At 34.9% G+C, this 18,113-nt stretch carries 16 protein-coding genes; 8 read left to right on the plus strand and 8 right to left on the minus strand.

The annotated features are described in order from the left end of the window. The first annotated feature begins 30 nt into the window (after positions 1–30). The 5 genes from BKM63_RS07785 to BKM63_RS07805 all read left to right on the plus strand — a co-directional run bounded on the left by BKM63_RS07785 (position 31) and on the right by BKM63_RS07805 (position 4,639). Positions 31–1,419 (plus strand): dipeptidase, encoded by a 1,389-nt coding sequence (locus tag BKM63_RS07785; protein ID WP_071636044.1) that lies wholly within the window; start codon positions 31–33, stop codon positions 1,417–1,419. Positions 1,420–1,638: 219 nt separating this feature from the next. Further along, a complete protein-coding gene (locus tag BKM63_RS07790; protein ID WP_071636045.1) occupies positions 1,639–2,067 on the plus strand; it encodes a hypothetical protein in 429 nt (142 codons plus the stop codon). A gap of 18 nt (positions 2,068–2,085) precedes the next feature. Then, a complete protein-coding gene (locus tag BKM63_RS07795; RefSeq protein ID WP_071636046.1) occupies positions 2,086–3,048 on the plus strand; it encodes a DUF6624 domain-containing protein in 963 nt (320 codons plus the stop codon). Further along, positions 3,045–3,419 (plus strand): BlaI/MecI/CopY family transcriptional regulator, encoded by a 375-nt coding sequence (locus BKM63_RS07800; RefSeq protein WP_071636047.1) that lies wholly within the window; start codon positions 3,045–3,047, stop codon positions 3,417–3,419. Before BKM63_RS07795 ends, BKM63_RS07800 begins: the two co-directional genes overlap by 4 nt. After that, a complete protein-coding gene (locus BKM63_RS07805; RefSeq protein WP_242661115.1) occupies positions 3,416–4,639 on the plus strand; it encodes a M56 family metallopeptidase in 1,224 nt (407 codons plus the stop codon). Before BKM63_RS07800 ends, BKM63_RS07805 begins: the two co-directional genes overlap by 4 nt. Positions 4,640–4,863: 224 nt before the next feature. Here BKM63_RS07805 and BKM63_RS07810 read toward each other — a convergent pair whose 3' ends face one another. Further along, complete coding sequence (locus BKM63_RS07810; RefSeq protein WP_071636320.1) at positions 4,864–6,228, minus strand: saccharopine dehydrogenase family protein; 1,365 nt, start codon at positions 6,226–6,228, stop codon at positions 4,864–4,866. A 186-nt stretch (positions 6,229–6,414) separates the two neighbouring features. On the opposite strand from BKM63_RS07810, the gene BKM63_RS07815 reads away from it, so the two are divergent. Together BKM63_RS07815 and pckA are read left to right on the plus strand one after the other, a co-directional pair. Continuing rightward, the gene (locus BKM63_RS07815) at positions 6,415–6,801 is read left to right on the plus strand and encodes a DUF423 domain-containing protein (RefSeq protein ID WP_071636321.1); all 387 of its coding nucleotides are present in this window, start codon (positions 6,415–6,417) and stop codon (positions 6,799–6,801) included. A 204-nt stretch (positions 6,802–7,005) separates the two neighbouring features. Beyond that, complete coding sequence (gene pckA / locus BKM63_RS07820; RefSeq protein ID WP_071636048.1) at positions 7,006–8,610, plus strand: phosphoenolpyruvate carboxykinase (ATP); 1,605 nt, start codon at positions 7,006–7,008, stop codon at positions 8,608–8,610. Positions 8,611–8,840: 230 nt separating this feature from the next. On the opposite strand, the gene BKM63_RS07825 is transcribed toward pckA, so the two are convergent. Continuing rightward, entirely contained in the window at positions 8,841–9,899 is a 1,059-nt protein-coding gene (locus tag BKM63_RS07825; protein ID WP_071636049.1) for a phytase, read from the minus strand. 74 nt (positions 9,900–9,973) lie between these two features. Beyond that, entirely contained in the window at positions 9,974–12,784 is a 2,811-nt protein-coding gene (locus BKM63_RS07830) for a TonB-dependent receptor (protein ID WP_071636050.1), read from the minus strand. A 238-nt stretch (positions 12,785–13,022) separates the two neighbouring features. Here BKM63_RS07830 and BKM63_RS07835 point away from each other — a divergent pair, with 238 nt between their 5' ends. Then, positions 13,023–14,123: a DUF4407 domain-containing protein gene (locus BKM63_RS07835; protein WP_071636051.1), complete on the plus strand. Its 1,101-nt coding sequence runs from the start codon at positions 13,023–13,025 to the stop codon at positions 14,121–14,123. 119 nt (positions 14,124–14,242) lie between these two features. On the opposite strand, the gene BKM63_RS07840 is transcribed toward BKM63_RS07835, so the two are convergent. The 5 genes from BKM63_RS07840 to hemW form a co-directional block, all read right to left on the minus strand. Next, a complete protein-coding gene (locus tag BKM63_RS07840; protein ID WP_071636052.1) occupies positions 14,243–14,959 on the minus strand; it encodes a PH domain-containing protein in 717 nt (238 codons plus the stop codon). Positions 14,960–15,008: 49 nt separating this feature from the next. Next, positions 15,009–15,380, minus strand: coding sequence for an MmcQ/YjbR family DNA-binding protein (locus BKM63_RS07845; RefSeq protein ID WP_071636053.1), 372 nt, complete (start codon positions 15,378–15,380; stop codon positions 15,009–15,011). 85 nt (positions 15,381–15,465) lie between these two features. After that, positions 15,466–15,864, minus strand: coding sequence for a GNAT family N-acetyltransferase (locus BKM63_RS07850; protein ID WP_071636054.1), 399 nt, complete (start codon positions 15,862–15,864; stop codon positions 15,466–15,468). Between the two features lie 156 nt (positions 15,865–16,020). Continuing rightward, entirely contained in the window at positions 16,021–16,839 is an 819-nt protein-coding gene (locus tag BKM63_RS07855; protein ID WP_071636055.1) for a cyclase family protein, read from the minus strand. 86 nt (positions 16,840–16,925) lie between these two features. After that, on the minus strand, positions 16,926–18,059 hold the full coding sequence (gene hemW, locus BKM63_RS07860) for a radical SAM family heme chaperone HemW (RefSeq protein WP_071636056.1): 1,134 nt from the start codon (positions 18,057–18,059) through the stop codon (positions 16,926–16,928). Positions 18,060–18,113: the final 54 nt, after the last annotated feature.

Here is an 18,113-nt window from a genome sequence, read left to right on the forward strand (position 1 = left end):
TACTTTTGGTTTTCTATAAAAATAATTTAAATGGAAAATATTAAGTCCTACGTTCAACAACATAAAGATCGGTTTATCAATGAATTGATCGAATTATTAAAGATTCCGTCGGTTAGTGCCGACACTGCATATTCTCAAGATGTTATTGATACAGCAGAGGCTGTAAAAGAAAGTTTATCTAAAGCAGGCTGCGATTTTGTCGAAACTTGCGATACTCCGGGTTATCCAATTATTTATGGAGAAAAAATAATCGACCCAAATCTTCCAACGGTTTTGGTTTACGGGCACTATGATGTGCAGCCACCAGATCCTTTAGAATTATGGACTTCACCGCCATTTGAACCGGTTATAAAAACTACAGATATTCACCCAGATGGTGCAATCTTCGCGCGTGGAGCATGTGATGACAAAGGTCAGATGTACATGCATGTAAAAGCACTTGAATATATGGTGCAAACTAATAACCTGCCTTGTAACGTAAAATTCATGATCGAAGGAGAAGAAGAAGTAGGTTCAGCAAGTTTGGCCTGGTTCGTAGAACGCAATCAGGAAAAACTGAAAAATGACGTGATCCTGATTTCAGATACTGGAATGATTTCTAATCAACAGCCTTCGATTACGACAGGTTTAAGAGGTTTGAGTTATGTTGAGGTTGAAGTTACAGGACCAAACCGCGATTTGCATTCTGGTTTATACGGTGGTGCAGTAGCAAACCCAATTAATATTTTGGCAAAAATGATTGCTTCTCTTCACGACGAAAACAATCATATTACCATTCCGGGATTCTACGATAAAGTTCAGGAATTATCTGCAGAAGAAAGAGCCGAAATGGCAAAAGCGCCTTTTAGTTTAGAAAAATATAAAAATGCTTTGAACATCGCTGATGTTTATGGTGAAAAAGGATATGTAACCAACGAACGCAACTCAATTCGTCCGACGTTAGACGTAAACGGAATTTGGGGCGGTTATACTGGCGAAGGTGCCAAAACGGTTATTGCGAGTAAAGCTTTTGCCAAAATCTCAATGCGTTTGGTTCCAAATCAGGAATGGGAAGAAATTACAGAATTGTTTACAAAACACTTTACAAGCATTGCTCCGGCTGGAGTTACGGTAAAAGTTACGCCGCATCACGGTGGTCAAGGTTATGTTACGCCAATTGACAGTATCGGATATCAGGCGGCAAATAAAGCGTATACAGAAACATTTGGAGTTCCTGCGATTCCGGTTCGTTCTGGAGGAAGTATTCCAATTGTGGCTTTGTTTGAAAAAGAATTAAAAAGCAAAACAATTTTAATGGGCTTTGGTTTAGATTCTGATGCTATTCACTCGCCAAACGAGCATTTCGGGATTTTTAATTATCTGAAAGGAATTGAAACTATTCCGTTGTTTTACAAGTATTTTGTGGAATTGAGTAAATAAAGTTTTGCCACGAAGGCATTAAGTTTCTTTTAAATAAAAAAATCCGTTCAGAAATGAACGGATTTTTTTATTTGTACTCTTTTTTATTGTGGTTTAAGGAGAGAAGACCTTTGCCCCTTTGTCTCTCTGACCCTGTGTGCCTAAAAAAAGAAACTTTTTTCTTGCATATTTAAAATTTAATTCTACATTTGTAGAAACGAATCTATAATTGTAGAGCAAATGAATTTGAAGAAGCTTTTTTTAGTATTGTTTTGCGGGTTAGTGCTTTTGAGTTGTAAAAGCAAACCGATTAATCAGAAGATTGACAGGAAAAAAGAAGGCGTTTGGATTGATGATTATACGCAAGATGGTACAAATTACAAATCGTACGAATATTATAAGAATGATCTTCCTGTAAAAAAATGGAAAATGTACATTAATGGAAAAATCTACAAAACAGAGAAATACAAAAACGGAATCTGTATTGCAAAAACCTATTATGAAAATGGGAAATTAGAATCGAAAGGAAAAACAAAATTAGAATCGAATTCGGTTGAAACGCATTGGTTTTATTTTGGAGAATGGAAGTTTTATTCGGACAAAGGAAAATTAAAAAGCATTAAAAATTACGACAAAGGAGAATTAATATCAGAACAAAATACTAACTAAACCGAAAACTTTTAACCTATGAAAAAACTAATTGCTTTCTTTTTTATTACAATGAATATTGGTTTAATGCAAGCTCAAACTTACAAAGAGTGGGTTCGCAAAGCCGATTCTTTTTATGTGGCAAAAAACTACAAAACGTCGGTTTCATATTATGATAAAGCTTTTAAAATAGAACAAAAAAACAATCGTGATTTATACAATGCAGGCTGTTCTGCTTCTATGGCGAAAGAAAATAAAAAAGCCTTTAAGTGGCTGAATCTTTCTATAGATAACGGATATGAGAATATTGCCCATATTAAAATCGACAATGATTTAAAACCCTTGCACTCAGAAAAAAATTGGAATAAAACAATTGAAAAACTGCAAAAGAAATTAGATATCATTGGAGCAAATTATGATAAGGTGCTGGAAAAGCAACTTGCAGAGATTTATACCGATGATCAGCAAATTCGCGGAGAATTTATGAACGTTTACAGAGCTTCTAACCCTGATAAAAAGAAAATGGACAGTATTGGTAAAATTATGGAGAGAAAAGACAGCATTAATCTTATTAAGGTTATGAAAATACTGGACGAAAGGGGCTGGCTAGGAAAAAATGTAGTGGGAACACAGGGAAATCAGACGTTGTTTCTGGTTATTCAGCATTCTGATTTAGAATACCAGCAAAAGTATCTGCCCATGATGAGAGAGGCGGTTAAAAATGGCAATGCAAGTCCAGGGAATCTCGCATATTTAGAAGACAGAGTAGCTTTGAGAGAAGGAAAAAAACAAATTTATGGCAGTCAGAGTTCAAAGAATAAAAAGACTAATAAAATTTGTATAGCGCCAATGATAGATCCGGATAATGTAGATAAAAGACGCGCAGAGGCAGGACTTGGCACAATGGCCGAATATGCAGTAAAAATGAATATTGAATGGAATTTAGAGGAATATAAAAAAGAATTGGCAGAAACAGAAAAACTTGAAAATAGTAAACCATGATACAACTATCAAACTCAGAAGAGCAATTAATGGAACATTTATGGAAGCTTGAAAAAGCTTTTATGAAAGATTTGCTCGAAGCGTATCCGGAGCCAAAACCGGCAACCACAACCGTGGCGACGCTTTTAAAACGAATGATCGACAAGAAATTTGTGGCCTACAACGAATTTGGGAATTCACGTGAATATTATCCGCTGGTAAAGAAAACAGACTATTTTGCGAAACATGTAAAAGGGCTGATTAGTAATTTCTTTAATAACTCTGCTTCTCAATTTGCTTCGTTTTTTACAACCGAGACTAATTTGTCGACTTCGGAACTAGAAGATCTTAAAAAAATAATCGATTCAGAAATTCAAAAAAAGAAAAAATGATAACCTATCTTTTAAAATCGGGACTGCTGCTTATGATTTTTTATGCAGTGTATAAACTTTGGTTAGAAAACGAAAAAATGTTTCGTTTTAATCGCGCTTATTTATTAGGAAGTTTGGTTTTTAGTTTGATAATTCCGTTACAGTTGTTCTCAATTGGAGCACTTTTTTCAACTCAAATAAAGACTATTCAATTAGACGAAATTATGATTGTGAGCAATAAAGAGGTTTTAAACAAGCTCAATTTCAATGAAATTTTAATGTATGTTTTAAGTATTGCGTATGTTGTTATTGCAATGATTTTAATTGTTCGTTTTTTAGTAAATGTATTTTCGTTTTATCGTAAAATGAAAAAAAGTAAAATACAGCTTGTAAACGGTCAAAAAGTTGTTTTAACAAAAGAGAGCGTTTTGCCGCATTCTTTTTGGAATACCATTTTTATCAATCAGGAAGATTTTGAGAACAGTAAAATCCCATCAGAATTAATAGCGCATGAAAAAGCACATTTACAGCAAAAACACACCTTAGATATTTTGTTTATAGAAATTTTGAAAATTTTGTTTTGGTTTAATCCATTATTTGTTTTCTATGAAAAAGCTATTAAACTTAACCACGAATTTTTAGCCGATGAAGCTGTAAATAAGCAATTTGGAGAGGTTAAAAGTTATCAAAATCTGTTGCTTGATTTTGCATCGCACAAATCAACAATTGCCCTTGCCAGTAATATCAACTATTTAATAACTAAAAAACGTTTGCTTATGATGACCAAAAAAGAATCTCCAGTTAAAATTGGATTGAAAGTTTGTACAGTTTGTGCTGTTTATATTTTATTGTTATTTGTTTTTAGTAACGATAGCATTGCGCAATCGAGTGGTAATTTTAAGAATCAAGAAGATTATAAAATTACTCTGGATACAACGAGTGTAAAAGAACCGCAATTTCCCGGCGGAATAAATCAGTTTTATATGTTCGTGGGTAAAAACTTTAAAATACCTGCCGAATTATCTAAGAAGCAGCTTGATGGTAAATTAACAATGGAATTTATGGTTGAAAAAGACGGAAGTTTATCTGAAATTAAAGCGGTAAAAGATCTGGGATATGGTTTAGCTGATGAAGCAATCAGGGTTTTAAAACTTTCTCCAAAATGGATTCCTGCTTCTGAAAACGGCCAACCTGTTCGCGTAAGTTATACGCTGCCTATTACTATTATGGCGAATAAATAGGTTTTTTTGAGGTTCAGAGGTACAAAGGTTCAGAGGTACAAAGGGGCAAAGTTTTTTGCTTGCTATTGGCTTTCGCCGAATGTTCTTGTTAAAGAAGAAAAACCTATGTCCCTATCAACCTTTGCCTCTTTGTACCTTTGATTAAAAAAAAATCCGCTTTCAGAAGACTGGAAGCGGAAAAATAAACTAAAAAAAAATTCTAAAAAATCAAAGTTGAATCCGAGTTAAAATAAATCCGGATTGTATCCAAAATAAGGCATGGTTTGTTCGTTAAAAACTACGCCATACTCTTCTAATTCTTTTAAAATAGGTTCATAAACTTCTTTTTTTATCGGAAGCTGAACTCCCGGAGTTGTGATTTTTTTATTTAAAATCAACAAAGTCGCTATTGCAACAGGAAGTCCGACAGTTTTTGCCATGGCAGTATAAGTTTGATCATCGCCAATACAAACCATTTTAGAGTCAATTTGTTTCTTTTCGCCGTTTAGTTCGTAACCAAATTTATGATACATTACAATCATATCTTTGTCTTCAGGCTCTAAAGTCCAGCTGTCTGTTAAGATTTTTTCTAAAATTTGAGCAGGAGTTGCATTTGGCAGGTTTACTTTTTTGTTTGGATTGAATAAATCCAGCTCTAAAAGTTTGTCCCACATAATATCATCCTGATCAATTTTCAGAATCAGGCGCGTTTTAATTTCGACGGAATCTGTAGGATGATAGGGCAAAAATGAGTTTACAAACTGACGATAGCTCATGTTTTCAGAATCTTCCATGATATAGCTGTCATCTGTCATTCCAAGCTGCACAAACATATTCCAAGCCTTCGAAAAACCAACTCTTCTGATAGTTCCTCTGTACAAAGTCAGGACGTCATCTAAACCATAAATAGAGCGGTATTTAAGAGAGTCGCGGTTTGAATAGGCTTCAAACTTTCCATAACCTTCCACTTCGAGAAATTCGGTTCTGCGAAAAACAGTTCCGTATGGGATATATTTATAAGTTCCTTCCTGAATAAATTTTGCTGCACCGCCTTGTCCGGCCAAAACTACGTTTCTTGGCGCCCATGTAAATTTATAATTCCATAAATTATTATCACATTCCGGGGCGACTAAACCACCGCAGAATGATTCAAACAACAGCATATTACCGCCTTTTTCCCGAATTTCATCAATAACTTTCATGGCACTCATATGGTCGATTCCTGGATCGAGGCCAATTTCATTCATGAAAATCAGGTTGTTTTTCTTAGCGTCTTCATTAAGAGCCTGCATCGCATCACTTATATAAGAAGCGGTTACAAGATGTTTTTTAAACAAAAGACAATCTTTAGCAATTTCTATATGCAGATGTGCCGGAAGCATCGAAATAACAATTGAAGCTTTTTCGATTGCAGCTTGTCTTTCTTCTGTATCAAAATTATTTAGAGCAATTGGAGTTGCGTTAGGATGTTTCTGAGTTTTTTTCTCGGCTAAAGCCAAAGATAAATCGGCTACAACAACATGCAGGTTTTCGGCTTCTGATTTTGCCAGTAAATAGCGAATCAACGAAGATGCTGATCTGCCCGCTCCAATTATTAAAACGCTTCTCATAATTCTAATATTTAACACAAACATATTAAAATGTTATAAATATAACAAATTTAATTCTAAAAATGATAATTTTTTCGAGAGTAAACAAGTCAAAAAATATTGATTTTGGGCTGAAATAATTAGAAAACTAAAATGAATATTGAACAGGATGAAGTATTTTTGTTTAAAATTAAAAGTTTAGAAAATATGAAAAGAAGAATAGTTTTAACTGGAGCCTTTATTGGAATGTTAGCCATTATTTTTGGTGCTTTTGGAGCGCATTTACTAAAAAAATATTTGTCTATAGAAGAGTTAAACACTTTTGAAGTCGGGGTGCGTTACCAAATGTATCATGCCTTATTTCTTCTTTTTCTTTCAACCCGAAAAGATATTGCTGAGAAAACCATAAAAACCATCTATAATCTAGTTGTTGCCGGTGTTGTTCTGTTTAGCGGATCGATTTATTTATTAGCTACAAAAAGTCTTACACTTTTTGATTTCAAAATTATCGTATTCGCAACACCTTTGGGCGGATTCTTATTAATTATTGCCTGGGCGGTATTATTTCTTACTATTTTGAGGAAAAAATCATAAAATCCCGAAAAAAAAATTCTGTGTAAAAATTAATCTTTAATTTTGTCTCATAATTAACATATAAAGTTACTTATGTGAATTTTTATTGCTTTTTATCTCCTTTGATAAAAAATATAACAATTTGCAAACTTGTGCTTTACGCTCAGGAATTAGTAAAATTATATTTTGTTGCACCAAAAAAATAACACACACAACATTAAATTTATGGACAATAACACACTTTTCGCGCAATCGATTTCGTTAAAAGAATTAGGAATAGAAAATGCAACGGTTCGTTACCAGTTATCAGCAGATGAATTGCATGCGATAACTGTGCAGTCAGGACAAGGTGTTGAGGCCTCTACAGGTGCTTTGGCAATTAATACGGGCGAGTTTACAGGACGTTCTCCACAAGATCGTTTTATTGTAAAAGACAGTATTACAGAAGATAAAGTATGGTGGGGAAATGTAAATATCCCGTTTGCACCAGAAGCTTTTGAGAAATTATACAATAAGGTAACAGCATTTTTATCAAACAAAGAAGTTTTTGTTCGCGATTCTTATGTATGTTCAGATCCAAATTATAGACTAAACGTTCGCGTGGTTACAGAAACGGCTTGGTCAAATTTGTTTTGCTACAATATGTTCCTAAGACCGGAAGAGTCTGAACTTGCAAACTTTACACCAGAATGGACTGTAGTTTGTGCTCCAAGTTTTATGGCAGATCCTGCCGTAGACGGAACACGTCAGTCTAATTTTGCTATTTTAGATTTTACTAAAAAAATAGCTTTAATTGGCGGAACTGGTTATACAGGTGAAATGAAAAAAGGAATTTTTTCTGCTTTAAACTTCATTTTACCAGTTTTTAAAAATACACTTCCAATGCATTGCAGTGCCAATGTTGGTAAAAACGGAGATACAGCAATTTTCTTTGGTTTATCAGGAACAGGAAAAACAACTTTATCTGCAGATCCGGAACGTAAATTAATTGGAGATGATGAACACGGATGGACTGCTGAAAATACTGTTTTCAACTTTGAAGGCGGATGCTACGCTAAAGTAATCAACTTAACAGAAGAAAATGAACCGGACATTTTTAGAGCGATCAAAAAAGGAGCGCTTTTAGAAAATGTGGTTTTCAAACCAGGGACTAACGAAGTTGATTTTGATGATGTTTCAATCACTCAAAATACACGTGTAAGTTACCCAATAACGCATATTGATAATATTCAGCCGGACTCTATCGGTCATAATCCAAAAAATATATTTTTCCTTACAGCAGATTCATTCGGAATCCTGCCTCCAATTTCAAAACTGACTCCCGGCCAGGCGGCATATCACTTTATTTCAGGATATACAGCAAAAGTAGCCGGTACAGAAGCTGGAGTTACAGAACCACAGCCTAATTTCTCTGCTTGTTTTGGAGCGCCTTTCATGCCTTTGCATCCAACAAAATATGCTGAAATGTTAAGCAAAAAAATGAAAGATGCGGATGTAAAAGTTTGGTTAATCAACACAGGCTGGACAGGCGGTGCATACGGTACAGGAAGCCGTATGAAACTAAAATATACTCGTGCTATGATTACAGCTGCGTTAAACGGAGAACTGGATAATGTAGAGTACAAAAATCACGCAGTATTTGGAATTGCAAAACCACAATCTTGTCCTAACGTTCCTGAGGAAATTTTAAATCCTAGAAATACTTGGGAAGACAAAGATTTATACGATAAAAAAGCGTTAGAATTAGCTCAGAAATTCAAAGCTAATTTTGCCAAATTTGAAGAGTTTGCCAATGCCGAAATTTTGGCCGGCGCACCGATTACAGAATAAAGGGCTATTACTAATTCAAAGAAAAAAGCTGTTCAGTGATGAACAGCTTTTTTTTGTTTCAGGTTTCAGGTTTCAGGTTTCAAGTTTCACGTTGAACGAAATGCTTGTCAAGCTATGCGAAGTCGAAGCCCGCGCAAAGCACTTCGACTTCGCTCAGTGTGACAGCGGATTTAAGTCTCGATAAAACCTGAAACCTGAAACTTGAAACCTGAAACTTGAAACAAAATAAACTATTTCTTCCCTTCATCAATACGTTTTTGGATCAAATCCCATGCGTAATAATGAAATGTCATTCCGTTACTCATGGCTACGAAAAGTCCGTTTTTATATTTTGGGCCTAAGTTTACACTTGTAACATCTGCACCATCACATTCTATTGTTGAGGTTGGAACTTCTGCTAATAAAGGATAATTGTTTGGATTTCCGTTTGCACCTTCTCTCGGATAAACCATAAAAGAATTTGCCTGTTGGTTTGAAACTAGAATATATCCGGTAGAATCTGTTTTTTTGTAGATTGCAATTCCTTCGTGGTCTGCTTTGAAATCTTTTTGACCAAAGAAAGCCAGTTCTTTATTGTCATTTAAAGCCGGATCTGCTTTATATTTTCTGATTCCAACCTGCTCGTCACAATAATAGATGCTTCCTAGTTCATTATCAACCGCAATTGCTTCAATTTCTTTCTTTCCGCTGTAAGTCCCGAATTTTCGAACCACTTTTGCAGCAGCGAATTTTCCGTTTCCGGAAAGTTCATACTGCCATAGATAGCTTCCGGAAGGCCCTGTTTTTCTTCCCACAATGGCAAAAATCTTCTGATCGCTTGGACGGGTATACAAAGCAACTCCCATTGGGTCACGTTCTGCATCCCCTTCAAAAACAGGAATACCGCCATTGTCAATCGGTTCTAAATCCGGCAGGCTGAAGATTCTTATTTTGTTGCTTTCGCGCTCTGTCGTAACGGCAATATCTACTTTTTTTCCGTTAATAATTAATCCGTAAGCGATATCCACATTATTTGGTCGTTTTAGCGGAATTGATTTTTTAAGAATTTTTCCATTCAAATCAAAAGCATATAAGCCGCCGTCTGTATCTTTATCTGTTCCCACAATAATACTTTTTGAAGCATCTGCTGGATTAATCCAAATTGAAGGACCATCTGTATCGTGAGGTAAAGCCTCGGTAACAGTTGTTGGTTTTACGGCATTTGGCGAAACGGGCGCTAATTTATCGTCTTTACAAGCTGTAAAAGAAAGGCTTAAAAGTAAAAAAGCAAGTATCGATTTATTTTTCATTAGGGTGTTTTATTTTAAATGAATTAGACAGAACCGCTAAGTCCTGTCTAATTTAGTAGTTTTTAGTATTGATTTTACAAGTCTAATTTCAATCCGAAATTATAACGAGCCTGATAGTATTCTGCTTGTTTTGTATGTGCTTCAATGCCTTGGTAGTAACGTAATGGCTGATTGGTTAAGTTGTTAGCTTCAGCAAAAAGACGAAGTTTTGGCGTAATTTTGAAAGAAGCATTGGCATCTAAGAAAAATTGTTTGTCATAATAACTGTCTTTGTATGACTCTGAACCTAATTCATCTAAATAATCAGATGTAAAGTTGGTTGAGATTCTGGCAGAGAAACGTTTGTTTTCCCAAGACAAAGATCCATTAAACATATGTGGTGTTGTTCCGGGAAGGCTGATATCGTTTCTTTCGTTTCCGTCTTCATCGGAAATTCCTTTTGCTTTAGATTTTGTGTAAGTGTAGTTTAAATAAACCGCAAAACCTTTTAAGAATTTACCAGGAAGAAAATCTAACTGACGCTGAAAAGCAACTTCAAATCCGTAAACATCAACTGTATCTCCGTTTCTTGACTGTAAAAATGACCAGTTTTCGCCAACCGGAATTGGGTTTGCCTGATTTGGGAAATCCGCAGCGAATTTTGCACTGTCGTATTGATTATCGCTGTAGTTGTAAATGAAATCATTTAATTTTTTGTAGAAAACACCTCCAGAAATTAATCCGACAGATTTGAAATAATTCTCGGCCATGAAATCATAATTGTATGAATAGGTTGCTTTAAGATCTGGATTTCCGGCCGTAATCTCTTTATCTGCAGCAATATTGTTTACATAAGGAGCCAATGCATAATAGTTGGGTCTTGCCAGTGCCGTTGTAGCTGCGGCTCTTAAAACTAAATCTTTAGTAGCATTGTATTGAATAGAGATGCTTGGCAATAAGTTAGTATAAGAATTTTTCGTATTGATTTTATTCTCTAATTCTTCTTCGTCTAAGACACGGTTTCCGGTATAATCAATATGAGTATTCTCCATACGGAAACCTAGCACCATAGAAAGTTTGTCGTTAAAATCCTGATCCCATCTTACATAAGCTGCATAAATATTTTCTTTGGCATTGTAATTTACAGCCAAATATTCTGCAACATCAGCTTCTTTATCAAATAATGCGGCGTTGTTTAAATCTAAACTTCCTAAGAAAGAAGCTGAAGCAAATGTTCCGGGTACATATTTACTTCCCGGATTAAAATTTTTCCCATCATAGTAACTTGTTGGAACATCCGATAATAATTCCATATCATCATTGATTGGAGAGTAAGAATAGAAAACATTATTTCTTTCTTTTTCTTTTAAACGAAGTCTAAGACCTGTTCTCAATCTTCCTTTTTCTCCTGCGATTACAGAAAATGGAAAACGGATGTTTACTTTTGCTCCAAATTCGCTTTCGCTGGTTTCATCTGTATTTTCAGTAACCGAGTCAAATTTGAATTCATCAACAGATTCTCCAACAGTTGTCATTAAAGGAAATCTAGGATTAGATAAATCTTCGAACATTTCTAGACCTTTTTGACGGTATTCGATATAGCGTTCTCCCGGACGATATTCTCTGGCTTTTGCATAGTTGGCAGACCAGTCTAAATCTAAAGAAGAATTAATTAAATGCTCTCCACGAAGAGAATAATTTTGTACACGCTGATCTTCAAGTCTTCTGTTTTTGTTGCGATTGTTGTCGAGACCACCTTTTGTCTGACGTTTTACACGACCTTCAAAACCGGTGATTTCTTCCCCGTTATAAATAGGTTCGATATCATCGTAAGTGGTTCTAAAACGGTTTTCTCTATCATCTCTCCAGTTGTAGATTGCGTTAGCAAAAATGGTATTATTTTCGTCAAATTTATAATCTAATGCGACAGATCCGCTGCGACGAATACGCTGTACATCATATTCTCTAATTTCTGATGCCTGCAAATATTCATTTCCAAACTCATCTTTAACCCATTCGTTTTCGATGTTGTCAGATCCGTAATCAACATTGTTATAAGAACCGCTGAAAACTGCGCCTAATTTATTGTCGAAAAAACGATTACCATAAACTAAACCTGCAGTATAACTTGCGTGTTCACGTATTGGAAGATAGCCTCCAGCAAGAGTTGCAGAGATTCTTTCTCCATTTGGTGTTGCTCTTGTAACCAAATTTACAGAACCTCCAATAGCATCTGCATCCATGTCTGAAGTCAGGGTTTTGTTTACTTCGATGGTCGAAATCATATCAGAAGGAATCAAGTCCATTTGTACGTTTCTATTGTCTCCTTCGGCAGATGGAATACGGTCGCCATTTAAAGTTACCGAGTTTAAAGATGGAGCAAGACCTCTAATAATAATATTACGAGCTTCACCCTGATCATTTTGCATCGTGATACCCGGAACACGTTTTAAAGCGTCTCCAACGTTGGCATCTGGAAAACGACCCATTTGATCAGATGAAATTACGTTTCCGATATTTTTATTGTTTTTTTGCTGATTCAGTGCTTTGGCCTGACCTTTTAAAATGTCTCCAACCACAACTTCATTCAACTCTGTTCCAGAAGTTTTAAGTGCAAAATCTACAACATTGTTTTTGCCTTGTTCTACCGTGATCTCATGAATAGTTGAAGTGTAACCAATATATTTTACTTCAACTTTATAAGTTCCGGCATTAATATTTAATAATTCAAAACGCCCGTTGTAGTCAGAAACGGTGTATTTGTTTTCTCCAACAATCTGAACCATGGCTCCAGGCAGAGGAAGTTTGTCGTCAACATCTAAGACTTTTCCGGAAATTATAGCCTTTTGGGCATAACCTGAAAAGGCTAAAAATAGAAACGTTAATAATAAATAGATTTTTTTCATTGTGTTGTTTAGTTTGATTTGCTTGCGAAACTAGACTCTTAGTATTACTAAAACCCTTAAAAAAAATTAATATAGTGTTATGATTCCCGTTCAACATTAGAAATAGATTAATGTTAAAATAACATTTAATAAAAAAGGAATTTTATAAGAGACAAGTAAAAACAAATCAACTATTTGCCTGAGAATTAAAATTTTGGCGCTAAATTTGCCGTATCATCATAATCAAAAATCATCAATCATGTTAAAACAATTTTTTATCCTTTGTTCCGGTGCTGACCGAGACTTATTAGAAGGATGTTCAGAAGGCGAACAAACCAAATATGTTGGTATTGGTGCCACCGTGTTTTTTACTGCAGTTATGGCTTTTCTGGCCAGTGCTTATGCACTTTTTACTGTTTTCGATTCTATTTACCCGGCTTTAATTTTTGGATTTGTATGGAGTTTACTAATTTTTAATCTGGACCGATTTATCGTTTCCACAATTAAAAAGAGGGATCGTTTTATGGATGAATTCCTGCAGGCGACGCCGCGAATTATACTGGCCGTTATTATCGCAATTGTAATTTCTAAACCTCTTGAAATTAAAATTTTCGAAAAAGAAATTAATACCGTTTTATTGAAAGAAAAAAACGAAATGGAGCTGGCCAATAAAAAACAAATTGGAACTTATTTCAAAACAGATTTAGATAAGAATAAAGCAGAAATTGCAGCTTTGAAAGCGGATATTGTAAAGAAAGAGAAAGAAGTAAATGCTTTGTATTCGACTTATATAACAGAAGCAGAGGGGACTGCGGGAACTAAGAAATTAGGAAAAGGCCCGGTTTATAAAGAAAAACGCGAAAAACACGATGCTGCTTTAAAAGAATTTGCAGCACTAAAAACAGCAAACGAAGCTAAAATTGCCGAAAAAGAAAAAGCAGGTGTAAAGCTTCAGACCGATTTAGATAAAAAAGTTTCGCAGACACAGCCTATTATCGAAGGTTTCGACGGATTGATGGCACGTATTAATGCGCTGAATAAACTGTCTTGGCTTCCGTCATTTTTTATCATGCTGTTGTTTCTGGCGATCGAAACGTCTCCAATTATTGCTAAATTATTAGCACCAAAAGGCGAATTTGATTTTAAGCAGGAAGAAGCCGAAACGGCGATGAAAGCTACTTTAGAGCAGAACAAATACCAGCGGGAATTATTGGTTAAAACGAGCGCCGAAATGCACGATAAAGTATATGCGGATATTGCCGGCGATAATGGATTGTACGATCTGCAAAGGAAAAATGCAAAAGAGCTGCTGGAATTGCAGTCACATAAATTTGTAGAAAAACAGAAAGCGACCTTGTAAAAGGTAATCTGTAAAATGTAAAATGTAAAATGTAAAATGTAAAAAGTCTTAAGCTCTAATGAACTTAAGACTTTTTTTATTTCCAGTAAGAAGTCATTTCACTTCTCACAAATTACATTTTACATATAACTCAAAATCTCTTTCTTATAAGCATCATATTCTCCCTGCATGATCAAACCGTTGTCAAGCAATTTTTTGTAATTCTGTAATTTGTCAAAAAGTTCTTCTTTAGATAAATCGCTTAATTTGCGTTCTCCGGTTGAAGGCTGTGCTGGCTGAATTGGTTCAAACGTTTCAGTATATACTGGTGCTGCAGGTAAAATTTCTGCAAAACTCGTTACTTCCTCTGTTTCAACTTCTTCAATTTCTTCCGCTTCCTCTGTTTCTTCTTCAAAAACAGGTTCAGCTGTTTCCTGAATTGGAGTTGCTGTAACAACTGGATTTTTCAATAAATCTAATTGTTCTTTAGCATAAGTATAAATTTTTCTAGCCTGAATTTTTGGGATATAATCTATAGAAACAGCTAAATCTGTTTTAGTGCCAAAAGAAAATTCAGAACCTAAAATATTTTCTTTTACAAAAGTACTTGCAATGTCATCCCAAGTGTAATCTGTAAAATCCATAGAAAGACCTAAATTTTTAGGTTTACAGATAATAATACGCTTGTTTGTTAATACAATGCTGTCTGGAAAAACAGTAATTGCAGGCTTTTTTTGCACTGCGATATATCCAACTTCTTCGCCTTTCATTAATAAATCTGTAAGTTTCGAAGTGATTTTTTCAATCGCCTTTGGATCTTGTTCTTCGTTCAGAAATTTTTTAAATTGTTCTTTCATGGTTGTAAAAGTTGCTAAGTTTTTTTTTCTTACGATGCAAATGTAATGCCTAATTTTCTAATTCGATAATTTCACTCTGAATTTTCTTTGTCAAACTTTTGAAAACCAAATCATACGAATGATCGATGAGTTCTTTAACGAATTTGTCCGGAAGATTTCCGTTTAAAGCCACCGTATTCCAATGTACTTTACTCATATGAAATCCTGGTTGTATTTCGTCATATTCTGCTCTGAGTTCCTGTGCGCGGTCCGGATCGCATTTTAGATTAACAGACTGCTCATTTTTTTCCCATTGTGATAAAGAAGATAAAGCAAACATTTTACCTCCTACTTTAATAACCAAAGTGTCTTCATCAAAAGGAAAATGTTCACTCGCGCCTTTTTTCGAAAGACAATATTCGTAAAACGTTTCTAAATTCATATTATAAAAAAGTTATGATTCAACACGAATTGCACGAATTTCACTAATTGAACTGTTTCGGGGCAATTAGTGAAATTAATGTTTATTAGACTATTTTTTCCATCATTTTTTCAGGATGATTGAGCTTTGTAAATCCGAATTTCTCATATAAAAAATGAGCGTCGGTTGTGGCTAATCTCCAAATTTTCACATTTTGAAGCTGCGGTTCCTTCATCATCGTTTCAATTAAAATTGATGAATAGCCTTTACCGCGATGTTCTTCGATTATAAAAACGTCCATTAAATAAGCAAAAACAGCGTAATCAGTTATCACGCGTGCAAAGCCAATTTGTTTGTCATCTAAATAGATTCCAAAACAAACCGAAGCATCAATTGTGGTCTGCACTTCTTCAATTGTTCTTCCGGCTGCCCAATAAATGTCTTTTAAAAAGTTTTGTATAAACGGAACGTCGAGTTTGGTTTTATCAGTTGATACTGTTATCATTGAAATTTTTTTTTGCCACTAATTACACGAATTTTCGCTAATTTCTTTTTTTATTTTTTGCCACAGATTAAAAAGATTTACACAGATTGAATCATTTTTAATCCTTTAATCTGTGGCAAAAAACAAGTTTAATTCGTGAAATTAGTGGCGACATCTTTAAATCTTATATAAAATCGGTTTTGAGGGACTTGCATCATTTTCAAACGAAGCAATTTGAAGATTTAGTATATAATTTCCATCTTCAATTTCGTTTGAGACATAAATCATTTCGGTAATTGTTGCGTTTAATCTTGCTTCGGAATTTAGATTAACAGTGTCTTTTACATTCCAAAACGCTTTGTGCGCCAGTAATTTGCCTTCATCATGTTCTTTATCAACGCTTGGTAAATCGATCAGTAAATGCTGGATTTCGCTTTCGCGGATGAAAATCGCAGCATCTTCAGATAAATATGGCGGATTGGTATTCGAATATTTTCGAGATTTTTTATCTTTTTGATTTGGAAGTGTTCGAATTACTAAAGCTTCTTTTGTCACGCTGAGCGATCCCGAGGCTTCGGGAGAAGCGCTTTCACCACCTGTCATGCTGAGCGAAGTCGAAGCACTCAACGCTTTTTCAAGCAGTTCTTTTGTAATCACAAAATCATCTCCCATTTTTTCAGGCTGAACCGTTATCAATTTTGCAAAAAAGAAAAACTGTTTAAGTGATTGATTTATGCTGTAAAAATCATTAGTAATATGCCCCAGACATTCTGTGTGCGTTCCATGTCCATGCGGATTGAAGAAAATATTATTAAAATTCGTAGATGATTTTCCTTCCGAAACTTTTCCTATCCAATCACCAAAAACTACTGGTTCAATAACAGGTTTTTCGATGTACCATGCAATTGGATTTTCGTCTGTATTGGTTAAAGGAATCGAGATATCGATGGGTTTTGATAAGTCAATTTGATATTTGTAGTTGAGAATTGCTAGCATAATGGAACACGGATTTTACGGATATTCTAACGCAGATTTCACGGATTTATCAGCGTTGATTGCATCCGTTTTATCATCGTTCAAATTTATTCTTCCAAATTTAGATAAAACAGATCACTTGCAATTCCATCTGTTAAAAATTTTCCTTTTGGAGTTGGTTTTAGAATGTTGTTTTCAATCGAAAGCAAATCGTCGTTTAAAAATTTTTGAGATTGTTTTTTCAGATAATTCAAATATTCCAAACCAAATTCATTTTCAATTCTGTCTAAAGAAACGCCCCAAATCGTTCGCAATCCAGTCATAATATATTCATTATAACGGTCAGAAATAGTCAGGATTTCAGTTTCTATAGGAAGTTCGTTGTTCTGAATCGATTTTAAGTACAACGAATTATTCGCAATATTCCAGCCTCGTTTTTCGCCGTCGTAACTATGCGCCGAAGGACCAATTCCGATATATTTTTTACCTAACCAGTAAGCCGAATTGTTTTTGGAGAAATAGTTTTCTTTTCCAAAATTGGATAGTTCGTAATGGATAAAGCCGTTTTTTTGAAGCGTGTCGACTAAAATCATGAAATGGCTTGACGCTGCTTCGTCTTGTGGTTCAGCAATTTTTCCTGTTTGAATTAATTTGCTCAAAGCCGTTCTCGGTTCAACCGTCAAAGCATAACTTGAAATATGCGGAATGCCAAAACTCAAAGCTGTTTCGATATTCTGTTTCCACATTTCATCACTCATTCCCGGGATTCCGTAAATCAAATCCAACGAAATATTGTCAAAATACTTCGTCGCTTCTTGTAAACATTTTATGGCTTCCGCCGAATTATGAGCGCGATTCATCATTTTCAAATCTTCTTCATAAAAAGACTGAATCCCGATACTTAAGCGGTTAATCGGACTTTTGGATAATTCCCAAATTCGCTCGGCAGACAAATCATCTGGATTAGCTTCCAATGTAATCTCCGGATTTTCTACAACTTTATAGTTTTTATAAACTTCTGAAATTAAAAAATTGATTTCTTCATTTGATAAAACAGAAGGAGTTCCGCCACCAAAATAGATGGTTTCGATTTCGTTGTCACTTTCAATTTTACGCATCGCAATTTCTTTGGCCAAAGCCAAAACCATCTCGTCTTTCTTTTTCATCGAAGTTGAAAAATGAAAATCACAATAATGGCAAGCCTGCTTGCAGAATGGTATGTGAATGTAGATGCCGCTCATTTTTAGTTTTCAGTCTCAGTTTTCGGTCACAGTCTCAGCTGTAAACTGTGACTG

The sequence above is a fragment of the Flavobacterium johnsoniae genome, assembly GCF_001879205.1.
GTDB lineage: Bacteria > Bacteroidota > Bacteroidia > Flavobacteriales > Flavobacteriaceae > Flavobacterium > Flavobacterium johnsoniae_A.